General features: G+C 72.1%; 17 protein-coding genes, 3 tRNA genes and 1 other RNA gene. 9 read left to right on the top strand and 12 right to left on the bottom strand.

What is annotated here, in order from left to right:
* Window positions 1-30 precede the first annotated feature (30 nt).
* Genes ACIRU3_RS12775 through ACIRU3_RS12765 form a run of 3 tightly spaced genes read right to left on the bottom strand, consistent with a single transcriptional unit; the run spans window position 31 to window position 2,009 of the window.
* Window positions 31-474, bottom strand: coding sequence for an META domain-containing protein (locus ACIRU3_RS12775; protein ID WP_404055331.1), 444 nt, complete (start codon window positions 472-474; stop codon window positions 31-33).
* A gap of 56 nt (window positions 475-530) precedes the next feature.
* Window positions 531-1,328: a sterol carrier family protein gene (locus ACIRU3_RS12770; protein ID WP_404055329.1), complete on the bottom strand. Its 798-nt coding sequence runs from the start codon at window positions 1,326-1,328 to the stop codon at window positions 531-533.
* A gap of 42 nt (window positions 1,329-1,370) precedes the next feature.
* Window positions 1,371-2,009, bottom strand: coding sequence for a TetR/AcrR family transcriptional regulator (locus ACIRU3_RS12765; protein WP_404055327.1), 639 nt, complete (start codon window positions 2,007-2,009; stop codon window positions 1,371-1,373).
* A 96-nt stretch (window positions 2,010-2,105) separates the two neighbouring features.
* On the opposite strand from ACIRU3_RS12765, the gene ACIRU3_RS12760 reads away from it, so the two are divergent.
* Window positions 2,106-3,569 carry an MFS transporter gene (locus ACIRU3_RS12760; RefSeq protein ID WP_404055325.1) on the top strand — a complete coding sequence of 488 codons (1,464 nt, stop codon included), beginning with the start codon at window positions 2,106-2,108 and terminating at the stop codon, window positions 3,567-3,569.
* Window positions 3,570-3,733: 164 nt separating this feature from the next.
* Here the strand turns inward: ACIRU3_RS12760 and purL are convergent, their stop codons facing one another.
* The 3 genes from purL to purS are packed head-to-tail and all read right to left on the bottom strand — an operon-like array spanning window position 3,734 to window position 6,947.
* Window positions 3,734-6,010, bottom strand: coding sequence for a phosphoribosylformylglycinamidine synthase subunit PurL (gene purL / locus ACIRU3_RS12755; protein WP_404055323.1), 2,277 nt, complete (start codon window positions 6,008-6,010; stop codon window positions 3,734-3,736).
* Window positions 6,007-6,687: a phosphoribosylformylglycinamidine synthase subunit PurQ gene (gene purQ, locus ACIRU3_RS12750; RefSeq protein ID WP_404055322.1), complete on the bottom strand. Its 681-nt coding sequence runs from the start codon at window positions 6,685-6,687 to the stop codon at window positions 6,007-6,009. Before purQ ends, purL begins: the two co-directional genes overlap by 4 nt.
* Window positions 6,684-6,947: a phosphoribosylformylglycinamidine synthase subunit PurS gene (purS, locus tag ACIRU3_RS12745; protein WP_015659417.1), complete on the bottom strand. Its 264-nt coding sequence runs from the start codon at window positions 6,945-6,947 to the stop codon at window positions 6,684-6,686. Before purS ends, purQ begins: the two co-directional genes overlap by 4 nt.
* A gap of 311 nt (window positions 6,948-7,258) precedes the next feature.
* Between purS and ACIRU3_RS12740 the strand changes: the two genes are divergently transcribed.
* From ACIRU3_RS12740 to ACIRU3_RS12705, 8 genes are all read left to right on the top strand, one after another.
* Entirely contained in the window at window positions 7,259-7,576 is a 318-nt protein-coding gene (locus tag ACIRU3_RS12740) for an Lsr2 family protein (RefSeq protein ID WP_404055320.1), read from the top strand.
* A gap of 156 nt (window positions 7,577-7,732) precedes the next feature.
* Window positions 7,733-7,804 (top strand) — tRNA-Gly (locus tag ACIRU3_RS12735).
* A gap of 82 nt (window positions 7,805-7,886) precedes the next feature.
* Window positions 7,887-7,959 (top strand) — tRNA-Gly (locus ACIRU3_RS12730).
* Window positions 7,960-8,090: 131 nt separating this feature from the next.
* Window positions 8,091-9,029 (top strand): ABC transporter ATP-binding protein, encoded by a 939-nt coding sequence (locus tag ACIRU3_RS12725; protein WP_404055318.1) that lies wholly within the window; start codon window positions 8,091-8,093, stop codon window positions 9,027-9,029.
* Window positions 9,026-9,835, top strand: coding sequence for an ABC transporter permease (locus tag ACIRU3_RS12720; RefSeq protein WP_404055316.1), 810 nt, complete (start codon window positions 9,026-9,028; stop codon window positions 9,833-9,835). Before ACIRU3_RS12725 ends, ACIRU3_RS12720 begins: the two co-directional genes overlap by 4 nt.
* Before the next feature lie 14 nt (window positions 9,836-9,849).
* The gene (locus ACIRU3_RS12715) at window positions 9,850-11,091 is read left to right on the top strand and encodes a sensor histidine kinase (RefSeq protein ID WP_404055314.1); all 1,242 of its coding nucleotides are present in this window, start codon (window positions 9,850-9,852) and stop codon (window positions 11,089-11,091) included.
* A complete protein-coding gene (locus ACIRU3_RS12710; RefSeq protein ID WP_404055312.1) occupies window positions 11,088-11,702 on the top strand; it encodes a response regulator in 615 nt (204 codons plus the stop codon). The genes ACIRU3_RS12715 and ACIRU3_RS12710 overlap by 4 nt, the downstream gene beginning before the upstream one ends.
* A gap of 23 nt (window positions 11,703-11,725) precedes the next feature.
* A tRNA-Gly gene (locus ACIRU3_RS12705) sits at window positions 11,726-11,801 on the top strand.
* A gap of 41 nt (window positions 11,802-11,842) precedes the next feature.
* Here ACIRU3_RS12705 and ACIRU3_RS12700 read toward each other — a convergent pair.
* The 6 genes from ACIRU3_RS12700 to ffs form a co-directional block, all read right to left on the bottom strand.
* Complete coding sequence (locus ACIRU3_RS12700; RefSeq protein ID WP_404055311.1) at window positions 11,843-12,742, bottom strand: phosphoribosylaminoimidazolesuccinocarboxamide synthase; 900 nt, start codon at window positions 12,740-12,742, stop codon at window positions 11,843-11,845.
* Window positions 12,743-12,834: 92 nt separating this feature from the next.
* A complete protein-coding gene (locus ACIRU3_RS12695) occupies window positions 12,835-14,331 on the bottom strand; it encodes a N,N-dimethylformamidase beta subunit family domain-containing protein (protein ID WP_404055309.1) in 1,497 nt (498 codons plus the stop codon).
* Window positions 14,332-14,559: 228 nt separating this feature from the next.
* A complete protein-coding gene (locus tag ACIRU3_RS12690; RefSeq protein WP_404055307.1) occupies window positions 14,560-16,419 on the bottom strand; it encodes a hypothetical protein in 1,860 nt (619 codons plus the stop codon).
* Window positions 16,420-16,695: 276 nt separating this feature from the next.
* Window positions 16,696-18,006, bottom strand: coding sequence for a phosphoribosylamine--glycine ligase (gene purD, locus ACIRU3_RS12685; RefSeq protein ID WP_404055305.1), 1,311 nt, complete (start codon window positions 18,004-18,006; stop codon window positions 16,696-16,698).
* A 107-nt stretch (window positions 18,007-18,113) separates the two neighbouring features.
* On the bottom strand, window positions 18,114-20,420 hold the full coding sequence (locus ACIRU3_RS12680; protein ID WP_404055303.1) for a DNA polymerase III subunit gamma and tau: 2,307 nt from the start codon (window positions 20,418-20,420) through the stop codon (window positions 18,114-18,116).
* A gap of 62 nt (window positions 20,421-20,482) precedes the next feature.
* Window positions 20,483-20,577, bottom strand: an RNA gene (ffs, locus tag ACIRU3_RS12675) — signal recognition particle sRNA small type.
* Window positions 20,578-20,595 lie beyond the last annotated feature (18 nt).

Below are 20,595 nucleotides of genomic sequence, written 5' to 3'. Positions count from 1 at the left end.
TCGCCGGATCCATGAGTGAGGTGTCGCACATCATTCGGGTGCGCCGCGGCTGAGGTGGACCACGTCGCCGTCACCGTCGGTGAGCGTCAGCTTCCCGTCGTCCGCCCCGGCGGTGAGGGTGCCGGTGGTCAGGACGCGGGCGAAGGCGCGCTCGAACGTCATCCGGTCCCGGTCGCAGGCCATCTTGGTCGCGCGGAGGTCACCCATCGTGATCCGGTCGCCGTGCACGGTGGCCCGGGCACTGAACTGGTTGCAGCCGAGGTTGCCGGCCGCCTTGCCGTCCGCGCCGATCCGGATGCGGGCGGCGGCGGGCGCGTGCCGGGTGGTGCCCTCGGCGGTGAGGCTGTCGACCCGCCAGTCGACGCCGGTCACGGTCTGCCGCACGCCGACCGATCCGCTGCCCATCTGCTCGCCCGGTGTGCTGCCACATGCCACCGTGAGCGGAACGAGCACGGCGGCCGCTGTCAGAGTCATGCGCTGCTTGTGCCGGTTCATATGAATTCGACGGCCCGCCGGGGCCGCCGGTTCCGTCAGGACATGAGCGGCAGCAGGTACCCGATGTCCGCGCGCTCCCCGCTCGCGCTGACCTTGGCCTCCTGGACCGCGTCCGGCCAGGCCAGCCGCCCGGTGGCGAGGCGGAGCCAGGTCAGCGGGTCGGTCTCCACGACGTTGGGCGGGGTGCCGCGGGTGTGCCGGGGCCCCTCGACGCACTGCACCACGGCGTAGGGCGGCACGCGCACCTCGGTGGAGCCGCCGGGCGCCTTCACTGCGAGGGCGTCGGCGAGGAGCCGGGTGGCGGCGGCCAGGGCCTGGCGGTCGTAGGGCACCTGGAGGCCGGGGACGGCGGCGTTGAGGTCGTCGGTGTGGACGACGAGTTCCACGGCCCGGGTGACGAGGTAGTCGTCCAGGGGCAGGGCGCCCGCGTCGGTGTCCAGGAGCCGGCTGCCGGGGTGCTCGGCGAGCACGGTGCGCAGGCTCTGCTCGACGTCGGCGAGGTAGGCGCCGAGGTCGGGGTGCCCGGTGGTGGGGTTGCGGGTGAAGCCGGCGATCGCGGCGGAGTCGGCGGCGGTGGCGAAGGGCCACTCGGCCACCTGGACGTCCTGCTTCGGCGGGGCCGGCCGGTCGAGGGACCGGTGGACGGCCGTGACGGCCATGCCGATGTGCGCGACCAGCTCGCGTACGGTCCACTCGCCGAGCCGGGTGGGCAGGGCGAGTTGCTCGGGGGTGAGGCCGTGTACGGCCTCCCGTACGGTGCCGAGCTGGCCGAAGACCGCGGCGCGGATCTTGGCGGGGTCGTAGCTGCGGGCGCGTTTCCTGGCCGGGGGCATGACGGCGACCCTATGGCCTGACGGGGGCGGGACGGCAGCCGGTCATGCCTTCACCGCGTAGTCCTTCAGGCCGTTCGCGACCAGGCCGAAGGCGAGCCCGGCGCGTTCGGGGGCGTCGGCGGCGACCCGGTCGGGGCTCTCGCCCTCGGCGATCCGGTGGTGGTGCTCCTCGATCAGGGCGTTGCGGGCGGCGCTGAGCGTGGCGGCCGCGACCGTGGCGCCCATCAGGTCCCCGGTCTCGGCGGCCAGCAGGCCGGCCAGCTCCCGGGTGCCCTTCTGCGCGGCGAGGACGGCACGCTCCATCAGGACCGGGGTCTCCACGACGAGTTGGCGCACCTGGCGGGCGAACGGCTCGGGGTTCAGCCCGATCGACGGATCCCGGACCTCGACCAGCTCCAGGAACTGCCGGTGCACGGCGGCCACGGCGGACTCGCCCGGCTGCCGCTCGCGCACGGCGCGCGCCGTGTCGCCGAAGTGCTCCTCCATCGGCCGGAAGACCAGGTCCTCCTTGGTGCCGAAGTAGTTGAAGACGGTCATCTTGGAGACCTCGGCGGCGTCGGCGATCTCCTGCACGGAGACGTTGTCGAAGCCCCGCTCGGCGAACAGGGCGACCGCGACCCGGTAGATCCGCATCGCGGTCTGCAGCTTCTTGCGCTCACGCAGTCCCATCGCCTCAGCCATGCGGACACCTTACCGCGATGAAATTTATGTCAGGCCGAAGTTTTAGCTGAGACGAAACATTGACTCAGTACATGAATGCCCGGCATGGTGATGCCCATGACCGAAACCCGGCGCAAACTCGGCTTCCTCGTCTGCCTCGTCACGATCGTCCTCGCCGTCCTGGATCTGCAGATCGTGTCCGCCGCGACGGTCCCGATCGTCCGGGACCTCGACCCCGGGCACGGCATCGACAAGATCCCTTGGCTGGTCAGCGCCTTCTCCCTGGCATCGGCCGCGATGCTGCCCCTCTACGGGAGGCTGTGCGACGTGGTCGGCGCCAAGCGGGTCTTCCTCGGCGCCCTCGGCACCTTCCTGGCCGGCTCGGCGCTGTGCGGCGCGGCCCCGTCGATCGGCTGGCTGATCGCCTCCCGGGCCGTGCAGGGTGTCGGGGCGGGCGGGCTGATGAGCGTCACGATGGTCGTCATCGCCCAGCTGAAGGGACCCGGCGAGAAGAAGAACAAGGGCGCGGGGACGGGCGGAATCGTCGCCGGCGGCGGCATGGCCGTCGGCCCGTGGCTCGGTGGTTTCCTGGCCGACCACGCGAGCTGGCGCTGGGCCTTCTACGTCAACCTGCCGCTCGGCATCGCCGCCCTCGCCACCGCGGTCGTGGTCCTCAAGCTCCCCCGGGTCACCCACAGCCGCGCGATCGACTTCCCCGGCGCGGCCCTCGCCGCCGCCTTCTCCACCACGCTGCTGCTGGTCACCGAGTGGGGCGGCAGGCAGTACGCCTGGGCCTCACCGCAGATCCTCGGCCTGGCCCTGGCCTCCGCGGCCGCGCTCGCACTGTTCCTGCGCCGCCAGGTCACCACCGCCGAACCGATCCTGCCGCCCTCGCTGTTCCGTGTCCCCGAGCTGCGCCTGGGCTTCGCGATCCAGGGGCTGATGGGCGTCGCCATGACCGGCGCGATGTACTACGTACTGGTCTATCTCCAGGTCGCCCGTGGCGTCGCCAGCTCCTCCGCCGGGCTGTTCCTCATCCCGATGGCGGCCGGCATCACGGCGGTCGGCATCGCCGCCGGCCGGCTCACCGAACGCGGCTGGTCCGAGCGGACCTTCGTGATCAGCGGCGCCGTCGTCACCACGGCCGCGTTCCTGCTGCTCGCCACCACCGGCACCACCACCTCGCTGTGGCAGCTGCGCACCGCCCTGCTGCTCGTCGGCATCGGCTTCGGCCAGTTGCTCGGCCAGCTGATCCAGCTGGTGCAGGAGGCCGCACCCCGCCACCAGCTGGGCGTGGCCACCACCGCCGTCCGGTTCTTCCAGACCCTCGGCACGGCCCTCGGCGCCGCCCTCTTCGGCACCCTCCTCAACCGCCTGTACGACGGCCCCGGCGACGTCGGCTCCCTCGCGGCGCTGCGGGGCGCGGCGCACACGGAGGGCGTGGCGGCGTACGTCTCCGCGATGGACACGGTGTTCCTGTGCGGGGCCGGGGTGATGGCGCTGTGCCTGCTGCTGGCTCTGAGGCTGCCGAAGGACCGGCCCGCGCAGGCGGAGCCGGTGCGCGACACGGTGGCGGTGTGAGCCGCGGACGGAGAACCGACGGGCACCCTTCGTTTCCAGAACGGATTCCAGAACCGGATTCCGGAACCAGGTTCTGACGCGGTGGCCGTCGTGGGCCACAACGCGTGGGGGTCCCGCCCGGGAAACCGGACGGGACCCCCACCCTGCTCTCGGCAGGCAAGGCGTTACGCCAGCAGCGCCTCGATGGTGCCCTCGTGCGCCGCGCGCAGCTCGGCCAGGGTCAGCGCGAACTCGCCCTGGATCTCGACCACCGCAGTCGCCTCGGACTCGGTACCGTCCACGACACCGATGCGGGTGGCCGGCAGGCCGCGCGCACCGCACATGTCGTTGAAGCGGACCTCCTCGGAGCGCGGCACGGCGACGATCGCGCGGCCGGCCGACTCGGAGAGGAGGAAGGTGAAGGCGTCGAGCCCGTCCGGTACGACCAGACGCGCGCCCTTGCCACCGAGCAGCGCCGACTCCACGACCGCCTGGACCAGACCGCCGTCGGACAGGTCGTGCGCGGAGTCGATCATGCCGTCGCGGGAGGCGGAGATCAGGATCTCGGCCAGCAGCCGCTCGCGCTCCAGGTCTACCTGCGGGGGCAGACCGCCGAGGTGGTCGTGGACCACCTGGGACCAGGCCGAGCCGCCGAACTCCTCACGCGTGTCGCCGAGGAGGTAGATCAGCTGACCCTCCTCCTGGAAGGCGACCGGCGTACGGCGGGCGACGTCGTCGATGACACCGAGGACGGCGACCACCGGCGTCGGGTGGATGGCCGCCTCGCCCGTCTGGTTGTAGAGCGAGACGTTGCCGCCGGTCACCGGGGTGCCCAGCTGCCGGCAGGCGTCGGCAAGACCACGCACGGCCTCGGCGAACTGCCACATGACCGCCGGGTCCTCGGGCGAACCGAAGTTCAGGCAGTCGGAGACGGCCAGCGGCTTGGCGCCCGTCGTCGCCACGTTCCGGTAGGCCTCCGACAGCGCCAGCTGGGCGCCCGTGTACGGGTCCAGCTTGGCGTAGCGGCCGTTGCCGTCCGTGGCGATCGCGACGCCGAGGCCGGTCTCCTCGTCCACGCGGATCATGCCGGAGTCCTCCGGCTGGGCGAGGACCGTGTTGCCCTGCACGAAGTGGTCGTACTGGGACGTGATCCACTTCTTGGAGGCCTGGTTGGGCGAGCCCACCAGCTTCAGGACCTGGTCCTTCAGCTCCTCGGAGGTCTTCGGCCGCGGGAGCTTGTTCGCGTCGTCGGCCTGCAGGGCGTCCTGCCAGTCCGGACGTGCGTACGGGCGCTCGTACACCGGGCCCTCGTGGGCCACGGTCCGCGGGTCGACGTCGACGATCTTGCCGCCGTGCCAGTAGATCTCCAGGCGGTCGCCGTCGGTGACCTCACCGATGACGGTGGCGATGACGTCCCACTTGGCGCAGATCTCCAGGAAGCGGTCGACCTTCGCCGGCTCGACCACCGCGCACATGCGCTCCTGCGACTCGCTCATGAGGATCTCCTCGGGCGAGAGCGTGGAGTCGCGCAGCGGTACGTCGTCCAGGGTCACGCGCATGCCGCCGGAACCGTTGGAGGCCAGCTCGGAGGTGGCGCAGGACAGACCGGCCGCACCCAGGTCCTGGATGCCGACGACCAGCTTCTCCCGGAACGCCTCCAGGGTGCACTCGATGAGGAGCTTCTCCTGGAAGGGGTCGCCGACCTGGACGGCGGGACGCTTCGACGGCTTGGCGTCGTCGAAGGTCTCGGAGGCGAGGATCGAGGCGCCGCCGATGCCGTCGCCGCCGGTACGCGCCCCGTACAGGATGACCTTGTTGCCCGCGCCGGAGGCCTTGGCGAGGTGGATGTCCTCGTGCCGCATGACACCGATGGCGCCGGCGTTGACCAGCGGGTTGCCCTGGTAGCAGGCGTCGAAGACGACCTCGCCGCCGATGTTGGGCAGCCCCAGGCAGTTGCCGTAGCCGCCGATGCCGGCGACCACCCCCGGCAGGACGCGCTTGGTGTCGGGGTGGTCGGCCGCACCGAAGCGCAGCGGATCGACCACGGCCACCGGCCGCGCGCCCATCGCGATGATGTCGCGGACGATGCCGCCGACACCCGTGGCCGCGCCCTGGTAGGGCTCCACGTACGACGGGTGGTTGTGCGACTCGACCTTGAAGGTGACCGCGTAGCCCTGGCCGACGTCGACCACGCCCGCGTTCTCGCCGATGCCGACGAGGAGGGCGTCCGACTCGGGGGCCTTCTCGCCGAACTGGCGCAGGTGGACCTTGGAGGACTTGTACGAGCAGTGCTCGGACCACATGACCGAGTACATGGCGAGTTCGGCGCCGGTGGGCCGGCGGCCGAGGATCTCCACCACCCGCTCGTACTCGTCCTTCTTCAGACCGAGTTCGGCCCAGGGCAGCTCGACGTCGGGGGTCGCGGCCGCGTGCTCGACCGTGTCCAGAGGCGTCCGGCTCATGCGTTGACCAGCTTCTTGAGGATCGAGGTGAAGAAGGGGAGGCCGTCGGTACGGCCCGTGCCGATCAGCGGCTCGACGGCGTGCTCGGGGTGCGGCATGAGGCCCACGACGTTCCCGGCCTCGTTGGTGATGCCGGCGATGTCCCGCAGCGAGCCGTTCGGGTTGACGTCCAGGTACCGGAAGACGACCCGGCCCTCCGCCTCCAGCTGGTCGAGCGTGTACGCGTCGGCGACGTACCGGCCGTCCATGTTCTTCAGCGGGATGTGGATCTCCTGGCCCTGACGGTAGTCGCCGGTCCAGGCCGTGCCCGCGTTCTCCACCCGCAGCTTCTGGTCGCGGCAGACGAAGTGGAGGTGGTCGTTGCCGAGCATCGCGCCCGGGAGGAGGTGGGCTTCGGTGAGGACCTGGAAGCCGTTGCAGATACCGAGGACCGGAAGTCCGGCCTTCGCCTGCTCGATGACGGTCTCCATCACGGGCGAGAAGCGGGAGATGGCTCCGGCACGCAGATAGTCGCCGTAGGAGAAACCGCCGGGCAACACCACGGCGTCGACCTGCTTGAGGTCCTTGTCCTTGTGCCAGAGAGCCACCGGTTCGGCGCCCGCGAGGCGGATCGCACGCTGTGTGTCCCGGTCGTCGAGACTCCCCGGGAAAGTGACGACGCCAATACGAGCGGTCACTTCGCAGCCTCCGCGACTTCCTCCACCTTGACGGTGAAGTCCTCGATCACGGTGTTGGCGAGGAAGGATTCCGCAAGATCGTGGATGCGGGCGAGCGCGGCCTCGTCAACCGGCCCGTCAACTTCCAGTTCGAAACGCTTTCCCTGACGTACGTCCGAGATCCCCTCGAAACCCAGGCGCGGCAGCGCACGCTGGACCGCCTGGCCCTGGGGGTCGAGGATCTCCGGCTTGAGCATGACGTCGACTACGACGCGTGCCACTGGCACTCCCGGTGTGTGGTGCTGAGCAGGTTCCTTCAGACTACCCGCACAAAATTTCTACGCGAGTAGAGTTGTAGGAAACTACGTGAGGCGCATCACGATCGGGTGACGGGTGGGGGCCCTCACGAAAAGTTCTGGGAAAGTTCCACAGGTCCGCCCACGACACCTATTGCACTGGGACACGCGGAAGGTTTTAGTCGGGCTTCACTTTGCATTGCCGGGCACTGTACAAATGAATTGGCAATAGCCGATACTCGGCACGTCATCGCCGATGAGCTGTATCGACGTGCCGCACGAAGGGACCGATATTCGTGGCGCAAAAGGTCGTGGTCACTCTCTTTGACGACATCGACGGCTCGGAAGCGGCGGAAACGATCGCCTTCGGACTCGACGGCAAGTCGTACGAGATCGATCTGAACGAAACCAACGCCAAAAAGCTGCGCAAGGCGCTCGCGCCCTACGTGGACGCCGGCCGCAAGCGGTCGCGGTCCGGCAAGGCGTACAAGCAGACGGAGGTCGCTCCCGACCCGGCGGCCGTCCGCGCCTGGGCCCAGGCGAACAAGATGGACGTGCCGGCGCGCGGACGCATCCCGAAGAAGGTCTACGAGGCGTTCAGCGCCGCGCAGTGAGGCCCGCGAAGGGGCAGTCCTCAGGGTCCGTCAGCGGACCCTGAGGACTGTGCACTTGGCCGCCGCGGGATCCGACTTGCGCTACCCCCCTGCAGATCAGCTAATGTCTGGGACACGCCGAGGGGCGAGGCCGAAAGGCTGGATCCCACGGACCGTGCGGGTGTAGTTCAGTAGCAGAACATCCCCCTTCCAGGGGGAAGGCGCAGTGTGCAATTCCTGTCACCCGCTCTGGCACCGGTCGACATGACCACTCCTGTGGATCAGGTAGGCTGGTGCTCGCACCGATCGGTGGGAGCCGGTCGGGAGCAGTGCGGACGTAGCTCAGTTGGTAGAGCGCAACCTTGCCAAGGTTGAGGTCGCGAGTTCGAGCCTCGTCGTCCGCTCGGGAAAGAGACCCCGGTCCACTGGACCGGGGTCTTTTCGTGCCCGCGGCGAGCGTCCCTCTGACATTTGTCATGCCGAGCGATGACACCGCGCACTGCTGATCAGACCCGCCCGCCGGGACGCTGAAGCCATGAACACCAACGAACACGAACACATGATCGAGGTCACAGACCTCCGGCGTGTCTACGGGGGCGGGTTCGAGGCCGTACACGGAATCACCTTCTCCGTGGCCCGCGGGGAGATCTTCGCGCTGCTGGGCACCAACGGAGCGGGCAAGACATCGACGGTCGAGCTGCTGGAAGGGCTCGCGGCACCGGCCGGGGGCCGGGTCCGGGTCCTCGGCCACGACCCCTACCGCGAGCGGGCCGCCGTACGCCCGCGCACCGGAGTCATGCTCCAGGAGGGCGGCTTCCCCTCCGACCTGACCGTCGCGGAGACCGCGCGGATGTGGGCGGGCTGCACGAGCGGGGCGAGGCCCGAGGCGGAGGCGCTGGGCCTGGTCGGGCTGGACGGGAAGACCGGCGTACGGGTCAAGCAGCTGTCCGGTGGGGAGCGGCGGCGCCTGGACCTGGCGCTCGCCCTGCTCGGCGACCCCGAGGTGCTGTTCCTGGACGAGCCGACGACCGGGCTGGACGCCGAAGGCCGCCGGGACACCTGGAAGTTGGTGCGCGGCCTGCGGGACGCGGGCACCACCGTGCTGCTCACCACGCACTACCTGGAGGAGGCGGAAAGCCTCGCCGACCGGCTCGCCATCCTGCACGAGGGGCGCATCGCCGCCTCCGGAACCCCCGCCGAGGTCACCGCAGGCCGGCCCTCCCGGATGTCCTTCGCCCTCCCCGCGGGCTACTTCCTCGGCGACCTGCCGCCCCTCGCCGGCCTGGGCGTGTGCGAGCACGAGACCGACGGCCGGGTCGTGCGACTGCGCACCCGGGACCTGCAGCGGACCGCCACCGGGGTGCTGGCCTGGGCCGAGCGGGCCGGGGTCGAGCTGCACGGCCTCGACGTGCGCTCCGCCTCCCTGGAGGAGGCGTTCCTCGGGATCGCGCGGGAGCAGGAGGTCATGGCATGAGCGGCACGGGAGCAGGGGGTCTGGGCATGAGCAGCGCCGCATGGGCACCGGCGGGCCGTCGGCTGCGGGCCCTGGCCCGCGCCGAACTCGCCCTCCTCGGCCGCAACCGCGGCGTCGTGTTCACCGCCCTGGTCGTACCGCTCGTCGTGCCCTTCAGCGTGCGGCCGGCCATCGACCAGATGGATCTGAAGAAGGAGGGACTGACCGCCGGCGCGGTGATGATGACAGCCGCGATCGGCTTCTCCTTCCTGTTCGCCGTCTACACCTCCCTGGTGAACGCCTACGTCGCGCGCCGCGAGGAACTCGTCCTCAAACGGCTGCGCACCGGCGAACTCTCGGACGCCGAGATCCTCACCGGCACGGCCCTGCCGGCCGTCGGACTCGGCCTCGCCCAGGCCCTGCTGCTGTGCGCGGGCTGTGTGGTGCTGCTGGACACGGGCGCGCCCGAGGCGCCGTACCTGACCCTGCTCGGGCTGACGACGGGGCTCGTGCTGAGCGCCGCGCTGGCCGCGCTCACCGCGTCCTTCACCCGGACCACCGAGAGCGCCCAGGTCACCGCGTCTCCAGTGGTGTTCGTATCCATGCTGGGCTCCGGTATCGCGATCCCCACCCAGCTCCTGCCCGACCGGGTCGCCTCCGTCTGCGAATTCCTTCCGCTGTCCCCCGCCGTCCGGCTGGTCCGCGCGGGCTGGACCGGCGAGCTGAGTGCGTACGAGGCCCTCGGCACCACGGCGACCGCGCTGGCCTGGACCGTCGTGGCGGTGTTTGCTGTACGGCGGTGGTTCAGGTGGGAACCGCGGCGCTGAGCACGGGGGAACACATGATCGGGCGGATACGGCGGTGGCACCAGCGGCACTGGCGCGAGCGCAGCAAGGCTCAGCGGGTCGAGCTGCAGAGCCTGGTCACCTGGCACGCCAGCATCTGGGTGTTCCCGCTGAGCTGGCTGGCACTGCCGCTCGTGGGCGAGCTCGACCGGCGGCCGGTACCGATGGCGCTCGGCGCTCTGCTGGTCGCCGTGGACCTGCTGCAGTGCGCGGCCGCGAGCCGGGTGCTCCGGCCCGCGCTCGACGACTACCTCGGACGCGCCGGACTGCCGCCACGCGCCATGCGCGCTCCCGCCGTCCTGCTCGGCCTGGCGCTCGCGGCGATCGTGACGCTGGCCGTGCTCGGCGGAACGGATCCGGTCACCACCCGGCTGGCGATCGGAGCGGTGCTCATGCCGTTCGGGCTGCCGTATGCGCTGACCGTGCCCGTCCCCGTGTTCCTGCGCCGGGCCGCGGGCCTCGCGGTGCTGATCGTGGCCGCCTTCGCGGTCGGGGACGCGAGCGGCCTCGGCATCTTCGCCACGGTGATGATGACCGCCTTCGCCGCCGGCTTCTGTCTGACGGCCGGCCGCTGCGGCGCCTGGACCCTGGCCGTGCTCTGGGAGGCGGAACGGGCCCGCGAGGTCGAGGCCCGGCTCGCCGTCGCCGAGGAGCGGCTGCGGTTCGGGCGGGATCTGCACGACGTGCTGGGGCGGAACCTGTCCGTGATCTCCCTGAAGAGCGAGCTGGCCGTGCAACTGGCCAGGCGCGGGCGGCCGGAGGCCGTGGAACAGATGATCGAGGTGCAGCGCATCGCCCAGGAGTCGCAGCGTGAGGTGCGCGATGTCGTGCGCGGCTACCGGGAGGCCGACCTCCTGGTCGAACTCGCCGGAGCACAGGGGGTGTTGTCGGCCGCCGGGATCGACTGCCAGGTCCGTGCCGAGGCCGGGGGGCTGCCCGCCGAGGTGCAGGCGGCGCTCGGCTGGGTGGTGCGCGAGGCGGCCACCAATGTGCTGCGGCACGGGGACGCGGGACGGTGCTCCGTGCGGGTGCGGGTGCGGGAGGGGAGAGTGGTGCTGACGGTGGAGAACGACGGGGCGGCGGACGCCCTGGACAGCGGCGGCTCGGGGCTCGCCGGGCTGCGGGAACGGCTGGCCCTGGTGGACGGGACACTGGAGGCGGGCCGCGCCGGCAAGGACCGGTTCCGTTTGGTGGCCGAGGTGCCGTTGAGTCAGAAAGCAGGCGAAGTCACCTCATGAGCAGCCCGGTACGGCTGTTGCTCGCCGACGACGAGCATCTGATCCGCGGCGCACTGGCCGCCCTGCTCTCCCTGGAGGACGACCTGCTGGTCGTGGCGGAGGCGGCGAGCGGGCCCGAGGCGCTGGCCATGGCGCGGGCGCACGAACCCGACGTGGCCGTGCTGGACCTCCAGATGCCGGGCGCCGACGGTGTGAAGGTCGCCACATCCCTGCGCACCGAACTGCCCGGCTGCCGGGTACTGATCGTCACCGGTCATGGACGGCCCGGACACCTGAAGCGGGCGCTCGCGGCCGGGGTGCGCGGGTTCGTCCCGAAGACGGTCAGCGCCCAGCGGCTCGCCGAGATCATCCGGACCGTGCACGCGGGAAACCGTTACGTCGACCCGGAATTGGCGGCGGACGCGATCTCCGCCGGGGACTCCCCACTGACCACGCGCGAGGCCGAGGTACTGGAGCTGGCCGCCGACGGTGCCCCGGTCGCGGAGATCGCCGAGCGGGCCGCACTGTCGCCGGGAACCGTGCGGAACTACCTCTCCTCGGCCGCCACGAAGCTCGGCGCGGAGAACCGTCATACGGCGGTGCGTCTCGCACGCGAGCGAGGTTGGGTATAGTTGCTCACGCGCCACGGCGCACTGCGGACGTAGCTCAGTTGGTAGAGCGCAACCTTGCCAAGGTTGAGGTCGCGAGTTCGAGCCTCGTCGTCCGCTCCACACCGAAGGCCCCCGGTTCCCACCGGGGGCCTTTCGCGTGTCTACGACCAGCTGGTGCCCGTCAGCCGCTCGTACGCCTCCACGTACTTCGCCCGGGTCGCCTCCACGACCTGCTGCGGCAGCGGCGGCGGGGGCTGCTCGCTCCTGCGGTCCCAGCCGGACTCGGCCGAGGTCAGCCAGTTGCGGACGTACTGCTTGTCGTACGACGGCTGCGCGCGGCCCGGCTGCCACTGGTCGGCCGGCCAGAAGCGGGAGGAGTCCGGGGTGAGGACCTCGTCGGCGAGGACGAGCGCGTCACCGTCGAAACCGAACTCGAACTTGGTGTCGGCCAGGATGATCCCGCGGTCGCGGGCGATGTCCCGGGCGCGGGAGTACACGGCGAGGGTGGCCTGGCGCAGCTGGGCCGCGGTCTCCGCACCGACCTGGCGGGCGACCTCCTCGTAGGAGACGTTCTCGTCGTGCTCGCCGACCTCGGCCTTGGTGGCCGGTGTGAAGATCGGGCCGGGCAGTTCCGAGCCGTCGACCAGACCCTCGGGCAGGGCGAGGCCGCAGACGGTCCGGGACTCGTCGTACTCCAGGAGGCCCGAGCCGGTGAGGTAGCCGCGGGCCACGCACTCCACCGGGACCATCCGCAGTGACTTGCAGACGAGCGTGCGGCCCGCCCAGTCGGCGGGGGCGCCCTCGGGCAGCTCGGTGCCGAGCACATGGTTGGGGGCCAGGTCGCGCAGCTGGTCGAACCACCACAGGGAGAGCCGGGTGAGGACGCGGCCCTTGTCGGGGATCTCCGTGGGCAGCACCCAGTCATAGGCGGACATGCGGTCGCTGGCGACCATCACGAGGTCGCCCGCCTCGTTCTGGTACAGCTCGCGCACCTTTCCGGTGTGCAGGTGCACCAGGCCCGGAACCTGGATCGGCTCGGGCTTTTCTACGAATCCGGACACGGTTCCTCCCCGTGGTTCTGTCCAACTGCCTCGATTCTCCCGTATGAGACATCGATCAAGGACAGCGGGTGGGCGGCGCGCGGGGCCGGTGGTCAGTCGCGTTTGCAGATGCGGTCCAGCAGATTCGCCGTGGCCCGCTGGATCCGGGGATCCATATGGCCGGGGCGGTCCAGGGACGGGGACCAGGCGAAGGTGCCGGAGGCGAAGACCCAGGCGCCGGAGGGGGCGCGGTAGAGGGAGGTCTCCTGGTGGCGCAGCGCGCCGTCGTTGTCGGTGTAGGGGGAGTGCGCGAGCAGGATGCGCTCCTCGTGCTCGGGCAGCGGGGTGCGCGGGAAGTAGCGGTCGGCCTCTCCGGCGACCAGGCCCTCGATCTCGTCGCCCTCGCGCGCGCCGGTCGCGTCCCACAGCCAGTGGCCCGCGTTGCGGACGATCAGCGGATACGGCTCGGGGACCCGGCCCGCGTACTGGATGCCGACCACCTGCTGCTCGGGCCGGTCGATCTCGCGCCACAGCACCGGTCTGCCGGGGCCCTTGCGCTTGCGGCAGGTCAGCAGCCGGTCGGGGACCCCGGACGGGGACGGGCCCAACTCCACCTGCCAGTACATGGTGTTGGCGGAGAGGAAGACCAACGAGGTACCCCGGTCGCGGGCGTCCTCGACGGCCCGGCGCATCGACGCCGACCAGTACTCGTCGTGGCCCGGGAAGACCAGGCCCCGGTAGCGGGTGGGGTCGATGCGGCCCGCGTGCAGATCGCGGGCGTCGGCGTAGGCGATGTCGTAGCCGTAGCGCTCGGCCCAGCGGATGAAGTCGTAGGCGTGACCGACGTGCAGGGGCAGGCCCGCGCCCGCGTACGGGCGGTCGAAGGAGACCGTGGTGGCCGCGTCCGCCTCGCCGAGGAGGCAGCCCTTCTCGTCCCAGGCGTGGTAGAGGCTGGCGCCGGTGCGGCCGTCCTCCGGGTACAGGTTGTACGCCTGCCAGGTGATGTCGGGCAGCAGCAGGAGCAGATCGGCGGGGTGGTCGTCCCGGACCGTGAACGGCACGTGGGAGCGGTACCCGTCGGCGGTGGTGAGGACGGCCACATAGGCGCCGATGCTCCAGTACGAGGGCACCTGGAGCCGCCAGGAGAGCCACCAGTGGTGGCAGGAGACCGTGCGGTCGGCGGCCAGCGGCGGGGGCTGGACGATGCCGGAGAGCCGGGGGCTCGTGGTGATCTTGGAGGCGCCGTCGCCGCCGTAATGGCCGATTCGGTAGATGTCCACGCTGAACTGCTGCGGCGGGTCGACCGTGATGTGGAAGTCGATCGCGTCGCCGGGCGTGACCGCACCGGTAGAGGTGAATCCCTTGATCTGGCGGTACACGTCGTCGGCCGAGCGCGGCCCGGAGCCGGCCGAGCGCGGCGCGGGGACGCGCGGCTTCTCGCCGGCCGGCTGCTGCGGGCTCGGATCGACGTACCACGGCACGACGTGTCCCGTGTCGTCGAAGTAGGTCTCACTGCCACGCAGCCAGGGGACCGGGCCCTGGCCGAAGGGGTCCGTGACGGCGTGCGCGAGCGCTCCGGACTCCCAGCGGCGGATGTGGTCCGAGGCCATGGTCGCTCCCCTCCCTCATGCCCCCGTGTCCTCTGACGGTGGTGCTCGGTCGTGCTGTCGTATGTCGCATGCCTTTGCCATGTGCGAGGTCGATCCCCAGCACATCACATAACGCACGGGCCTGGTCACTATTCGTTGCGAATTGACCTGAAGTGGAAGACGGTTCTCCGCTACGACGCCGGATCGGCCGGGACACTCGGCAGCACGCCGGGGCGGACGAGGCCGGGGTCAGACGAGCCGTACCGGCTTCTCCGGGCGTATGCCGGACGCGGCCAGCCAGTCGCGCAGCGGGCCCGGGTCTCCCTCCTCGATCAGGCTGAGGACCTTCGGTGCGAGGTCGGCCGCTCGCTCGCCTCCGAGCAGCAGCGAGGGGCCGTCGAGCCAGTCGAGGGCGGGGGCCGCGCCGGCGGTGTCGACGGCCGCGCAGCACACCATCGCCATGACGTGGTCGGCGAGCAGTTCGCGGGCGGTGCGTGGGGGCTGGAGCGGGAACAGCGGCAGGGCGCCGTCGTCCCACAGGGCGCTGTCGGGCCCCTGTCCCGCAGCGGTCGCGCCTCTCGGCGTGCGGGCCTCCTCACGGGCCATCGCCGCGCTGAGACCCGCGGCGAGGGCGGCGCTGCGGTCGGTGCCCGGAACGGCGTCCTCGTCGGGGTACGCGCCGGGGAGCTGGTCGCCGTGGGCGATGGAGACCGTGTCCGGGGCCGTGCCCTGGTCCCCGTAGGCGGTGATGCCGGTGGTCTCCGTGTCGTGGGTGTCCGGGTGCCGGCGCGTGTGGGCGGCGGCCGGGCCGGGGAGTTCGGTGAGGTGGTCCAGGACACGGGCCAGGGTGGGGCCCCCGGGCTCGGGGCCGGTGGGGCCGGGGGTGGGGCGGACGCCGAGGGAGTCGAGGACGCGGTGCAGCCGGGCCGCGTCGGCGCGCCAGGTGCGGTCGACCACCTCCTCCGGGTACGCCTGCCAGTCCACCGGGGCCCAGTCCGGGCCGCATTCGGCCGGACCGCCGTGGAAGAGGCGGGCGGCGAGCAGGGAGGCGGCCTCGTCCACCGCGCCGGGCTCCTCCAGGAGGTCGCAGGCGGGGCGCTCGCCGAGGCGCGAGGCGAAACCCTCGGCCAGCCGGTCGCGCCGGGACAGCTCGGTGAGCGCGGCCACCACGCCCGCGTCCAGCCGGGCGGGCCAGCGGCCCATGCGCCAGGCGGGCAGCGCCACCCTGGTCAGCAGCCGGTCCCAGCCCGCGTAGGCGAGACCGACCTGCTCCTGGGCGACGATCCGCAGTCCGTAGTCGACGGCCTGCGCGCGCTCGGCCGCCGCCGTCGCTACCCCGCGCTCCATCTGGACCGCGTGCTCGCGGCAGCCGCGCAGCAGCAGCCGGGCGACCCAGCTGAGGGCCGCGCACACGCCCCGGGTCAGCGGCCGGCGGCCGGATGTCGAGGCCACGGCCACCGTCGCGTCCAGACCGCGCACGAAGCGGCGGGCGGCGGCTATGTCCGGGTGCGCGGAGGGGCCCGTGCCGGCGATGACCGGGGCGAGGACGGCGCGCAGCTCGCCGACGCGCATCCACCACAGGAACGGGGAGCCTATGACGAGGACCGGGGCGACGACGGGGCGGCGGCGGGCGCCGAGGCCGGATCCCTGGCCGGGGCCCGCCAGTTCGTCGTGCGTCGGCCGCGGGGGCGGGCCGTGGGCCGGGTGGGTGCGGTCCTCCAGCCAGCTGTCGCAGTCCGGGGTGAGCGCTATGGCCGAGGGTGCGGGGACGTCGAGCCGCTCGGCGAGGTCGCGCACCAGCCGGTACAGGTCCGGGGCGGAGTTCTCCGGGATCGGGACCGTGGGACTCACGGCGGGTCGGGCACGGGCCACGACCAGGGCGATGCCGACGGCGGCCAGCAGCACGAGCACGGCCGGCACGCCCACGGCCCAGCGGGCGGTGTCCCAGCCCGGGCCGGTGAAATGGCCGGTGGAGCCGCCGGTCAGCAGGATCACCTCGGCGGCCGCCGGCAGCAGGGCCACGGCCAGCGCCCGGCCCCGGATGCGCAGCACGGCCAGCGCCCGCGAGCGCGCGGCCTGCGCACCCATCTCCACACCGATTCCGGTCACGAGCCGACCTCACCCCCTCCCTGCGGATCCCGGACTGTCCTGGCGTTGCTCACTCCCCCACTGTGGCACCCGCCACCGACATCGCAATGCCGGTGGGCCAAGTGCCGGAACGCTTTCGCCGCACCCTAGTTGGGGCCTCGGCCCCCGTCAGCCGGATGGGCGATTGCTCACTCGATGGAATGGCTTTGGTCAGAGCTGGGTGACAGAAAGCAAAGATCAGGCCCCGGATTCCTGTCCGGGGCCTGAGTGGGTTCGGCATACGCCCGACCGGCGGTTCTACGCCTCCGCCGCCTCCGCAGCCATGGCTGCCTCCGCCGCCTTCGCCGCGATGTCCGTGCGGTGCTGCGAGCCGTCCAGGCGGACGCGGGCCACCGCCCGGTACGCCCGCTCGCGGGCCTCGGTCAGGTCCTTGCCGGTCGCCGTGACGGACAGCACCCGGCCGCCCGCGCTGACGACCGCGTCGCCCGCCCGCTTCGTCCCGGCGTGCAGGACGTAGGCGTGCGGGGCGTCCTCGGCGGCCACCTCGTCCAGGCCGGTGATCGGGTCGCCGGTGCGCGGGGTGCCGGGGTAGTTGTGCGAGGCGACGACCACCGTGACGGCCGCGTCCTCGCTCCAGCGCAGGGGCTCCAGGTCGGCGAGCGTGCCGTTCGCGGCGGCCAGCAGGACACCGGCCAGCGGGGTCCTCAGACGGGCCAGCACGACCTGGGTCTCGGGGTCGCCGAAGCGGGCGTTGAACTCGATGACCCGGACCCCGCGCGAGGTGATCGCGAGCCCGGCGTAGAGCAGACCGGAGAACGGCGTGCCACGGCGGCGCATCTCGTCCACGGTCGGCTGCAGCACCGTCTGCAGCACCTCTTCGACCAGCTTCGGGTCGGCCCACGGCAGCGGCGAGTACGCGCCCATGCCACCGGTGTTCGGGCCCTCGTCGCCGTCCAGGGCGCGCTTGAAGTCCTGCGCGGGCCGGAGCGGGACGACGTTGCGGCCGTCGGTGACGGCGAACAGGGACACCTCGGGTCCGTCGAGGAACTCCTCGATGACCACCCTCCCCCGCTGCCCGGAGGACGCGGGAGCCGCCCCCACGCAAGCGGCCGCGTGGGCCTTGGCGGCCTCGATGTCGTGCGTGACGACGACGCCCTTGCCGGCTGCCAGCCCGTCGTCCTTGACGACGTAGGGGGCGCCGAAGGCGTCGAGGGCCTCGGCGACCTCTTCCTCCGTCGTGCAGAGGTAGGACCGCGCGGTCGGCACGCCGGCCGCCGCCATCACGTCCTTGGCGAAGGCCTTGGACCCCTCCAGCTGCGCGGCCTCACCGGAGGGGCCGAACACCGGGATGCCCACCTCCCGAACAGCGTCGGCCACACCGGCGACCAGCGGGGCCTCCGGGCCGACCACGACGAGTTCGGCGCCGAGGCCGCCGGCCAGCGCGGCCACGGCCTTGCCGTCGAGCGCGTCGACCTGGTGCAGCTCGGCGACCTCGGCGATGCCGGCGTTGCCGGGGGCGCAGTGGAGCGCGGTGACGTCGGGGTCGAGGGACAGGGAGCGGCACAGGGCGTGTTCGCGGGCGCCGCTGCCGATGACGAGGACCTTCACGGGGTCAGCCTACTGGCAAGGTCGCCGAAGACCGGGGGGCGGGCATCCTGTGGGTTCCTACGAACGACGGTGGGAGCGGTCGTCCCACGTGCCGGCGGGGACCGCGCCTACTCGTTGGAGAACTCCTCCACCACCGTCGCCCCCAGCTCCCGCACGATCAGTTCGTGGCCGGACAGGGCCGACTCGTCGAGGTCGGGGTCGTCGTCCTCGGGGACGTCGTCCTCGGGGGCCACGGGGGGCGGCGGCTCGGGCGCCCGCTGCGAGGCAGGCGTGGCAGGCGCCGGGGCGCTGCCCTGGGGCGCGGCGGGCGCTGAAGGCGGCTGGGATGCCGCGGGGCGGGGGGCCGCGGGGGCGCCGTAGCCACCGCCGGCGGGCGGGCCGCCGTAGCCCGGGCCGCCGCCTCCGCCGAAGCCCGGGGAGCCGCCGGACGGCGGGGGCGCGGAGCCACCCGAGGGATCGACGACAGCCTCGATCTTCCACTGCACGTTGAACTGCTCGGCCAGCGACTGCCGCAGCACGTCCTCGCTGCCGCTGCTCACGAAGTTGTCGCGGGCGCCGGCGTTGACGAAGCCGAGTTGGAGGGTGGTGCCGTCGAAGCCGGCCACCTGGGCGTTCTGGCTGAGCAGGATCCAGGTGAAGCGGCGGCGGTTCTTGACGGCCTCCAGGATGTTCGGCCAGAGCATGCGGGGGTCGAGCCCACCGGCGGGTGCGGCCGGGACCGGGGCGGCGGGAGCCGCCGCGGCCGGGGACGCCTGGTACTGGGGCTGGGTCTGGGGCTGGTGCTGTGTCTGGGGCTGGGCCGGTGCCGGGCTCTGCTGGGCGCCCGCCGGAGCGGCCGTGGGCCAGCCGCCGGGGCGACGGCCGCCGCCTGCGGGGGCGGCGGTGGGCCAGGCGCCGGGGGCGGGGGCGGAGGGTGCCGTGGGGGCGGACACGGGAGCCTGGGCCGCCGCGGGCGCGGGAGCCTCCGGGGCAGGGGCTGCCGGGGCGGGAGCAGGTGCGGGAGCAGGAGCAGGTGCGGGAGCAGGAGCAGGTGCGGGAGCAGGTGCGGGAGCGGGAGCCGCGGGCGCCGGGCCGCCGGAGCCGCCGGGCCCGCCCGTGCCGCGCACGGCGGCGCGGGCGGCGGCAGGACCGCCGCCGGGCGGCACCGGCGCGCCCCCCTGGGCCATGCCGACGCCCCCGCCGCCGGCCGTGCCCGCGTGGGCCTCGGGTCCGGGGACGTACCCCATGGCGGGCGCACCGGCCCCGCCCGCGAAGTTGACGCCGCGCTCCAGGCGGTCGAGGCGGGCCATCACGGAGCGCTCGTCCCCGTAGGCGGCGGGGAGCAGCACCCGCGCGCAGATGAGTTCCAGCTGGAGGCGGGGGGAGGTGGCGCCGCGCATCTCGGTGAGGCCCTCGTTGACGAGGTCGGCGGCACGGCTCAGCTCGGCGGCGCCGAAGGTGCCTGCCTGAGCCTGCATGCGCTCCAGGACGTCGGCCGGGGCGTCGAAGAGACCCTTCTCGACGGCGTCGGGAACGGCGGCGAGGATCACGAGGTCCCGCAAGCGCTCCAGCAGATCGGCGACGAAGCGACGCGGATCGTTGCCGCCCTCGATGATGCGGTCGACCACCTCGAAGGCGGCGGCCCCGTCACCGGTGACGAAGGCCTCCACGACGGAGTCGAGCAGCGAGCCGTCGGTGTAGCCGAGGAGGGAGGTGGCCATGGCATACGTCACACCTTCCTCCCTCGCCCCGGCGAGCAGCTGGTCCATGACGGACATCGAGTCACGCACAGACCCGGCGCCGGACCGCACGACGAGCGGAAGCACACCCTCCTCGACGGGGATGTTCTCCCGTCCGCACACCTCGGCGAGGTAGTCCCGCAGGGTCCCCGGCGGCACGAGCCGGAACGGATAGTGGTGCGTACGCGACCGGATGGTCCCGATGACCTTCTCCGGCTCGGTGGTGGCGAAGATGAACTTGAGATGCTCCGGCGGCTCCTCGACCACCTTCAGCAGCGCGTTGAAGCCGGCCGACGTGACCATGTGGGCCTCGTCGATGATGTAGATCTTGTACCGGCTGGCGGCGGGGCCGAAGAAGGCCTTCTCGCGCAGCTCACGGGCGTCGTCCACACCACCGTGGGAGGCCGCGTCGATCTCGATGACGTCGATCGATCCCGGGCCGTTCCGCGCCAGGTCCTGACAGGACTGGCACTCGCCGCAGGGAGTCGGCGTGGGACCTTGCTCACAGTTGAGACAGCGGGCCAGGATGCGCGCGCTGGTGGTCTTGCCGCACCCACGCGGACCGCTGAACAGGTACGCGTGATTGACCCGGTTGTTCCGCAGCGCCTGCTGCAGCGGGTCGGTGACATGCTCCTGCCCGATGACCTCGGCAAAGGTCTCCGGGCGATAGCGGCGGTACAGCGCGAGAGACGACACGCATACGAGGTTATAGGCGCCCACCGACAACCCACCCCGCCGAAGGCCTTCGCCCGGCAGACGCAAACGCCCCCCACGCACCCGCCAGAGCCGACCTACCCTTGCTGCCTTCCGGCCCTGGGGGAGTTCAGTCAGATAGCGCCGCGTGAGGGGCTGCGCCCAACAGTACCCGATC

It is taken from the genome of Streptomyces sp. NPDC101151 (genome assembly GCF_044768335.1).
GTDB lineage: Bacteria > Actinomycetota > Actinomycetes > Streptomycetales > Streptomycetaceae > Streptomyces.
This window is presented reverse-complemented; position numbering and strand designations above follow the sequence as displayed.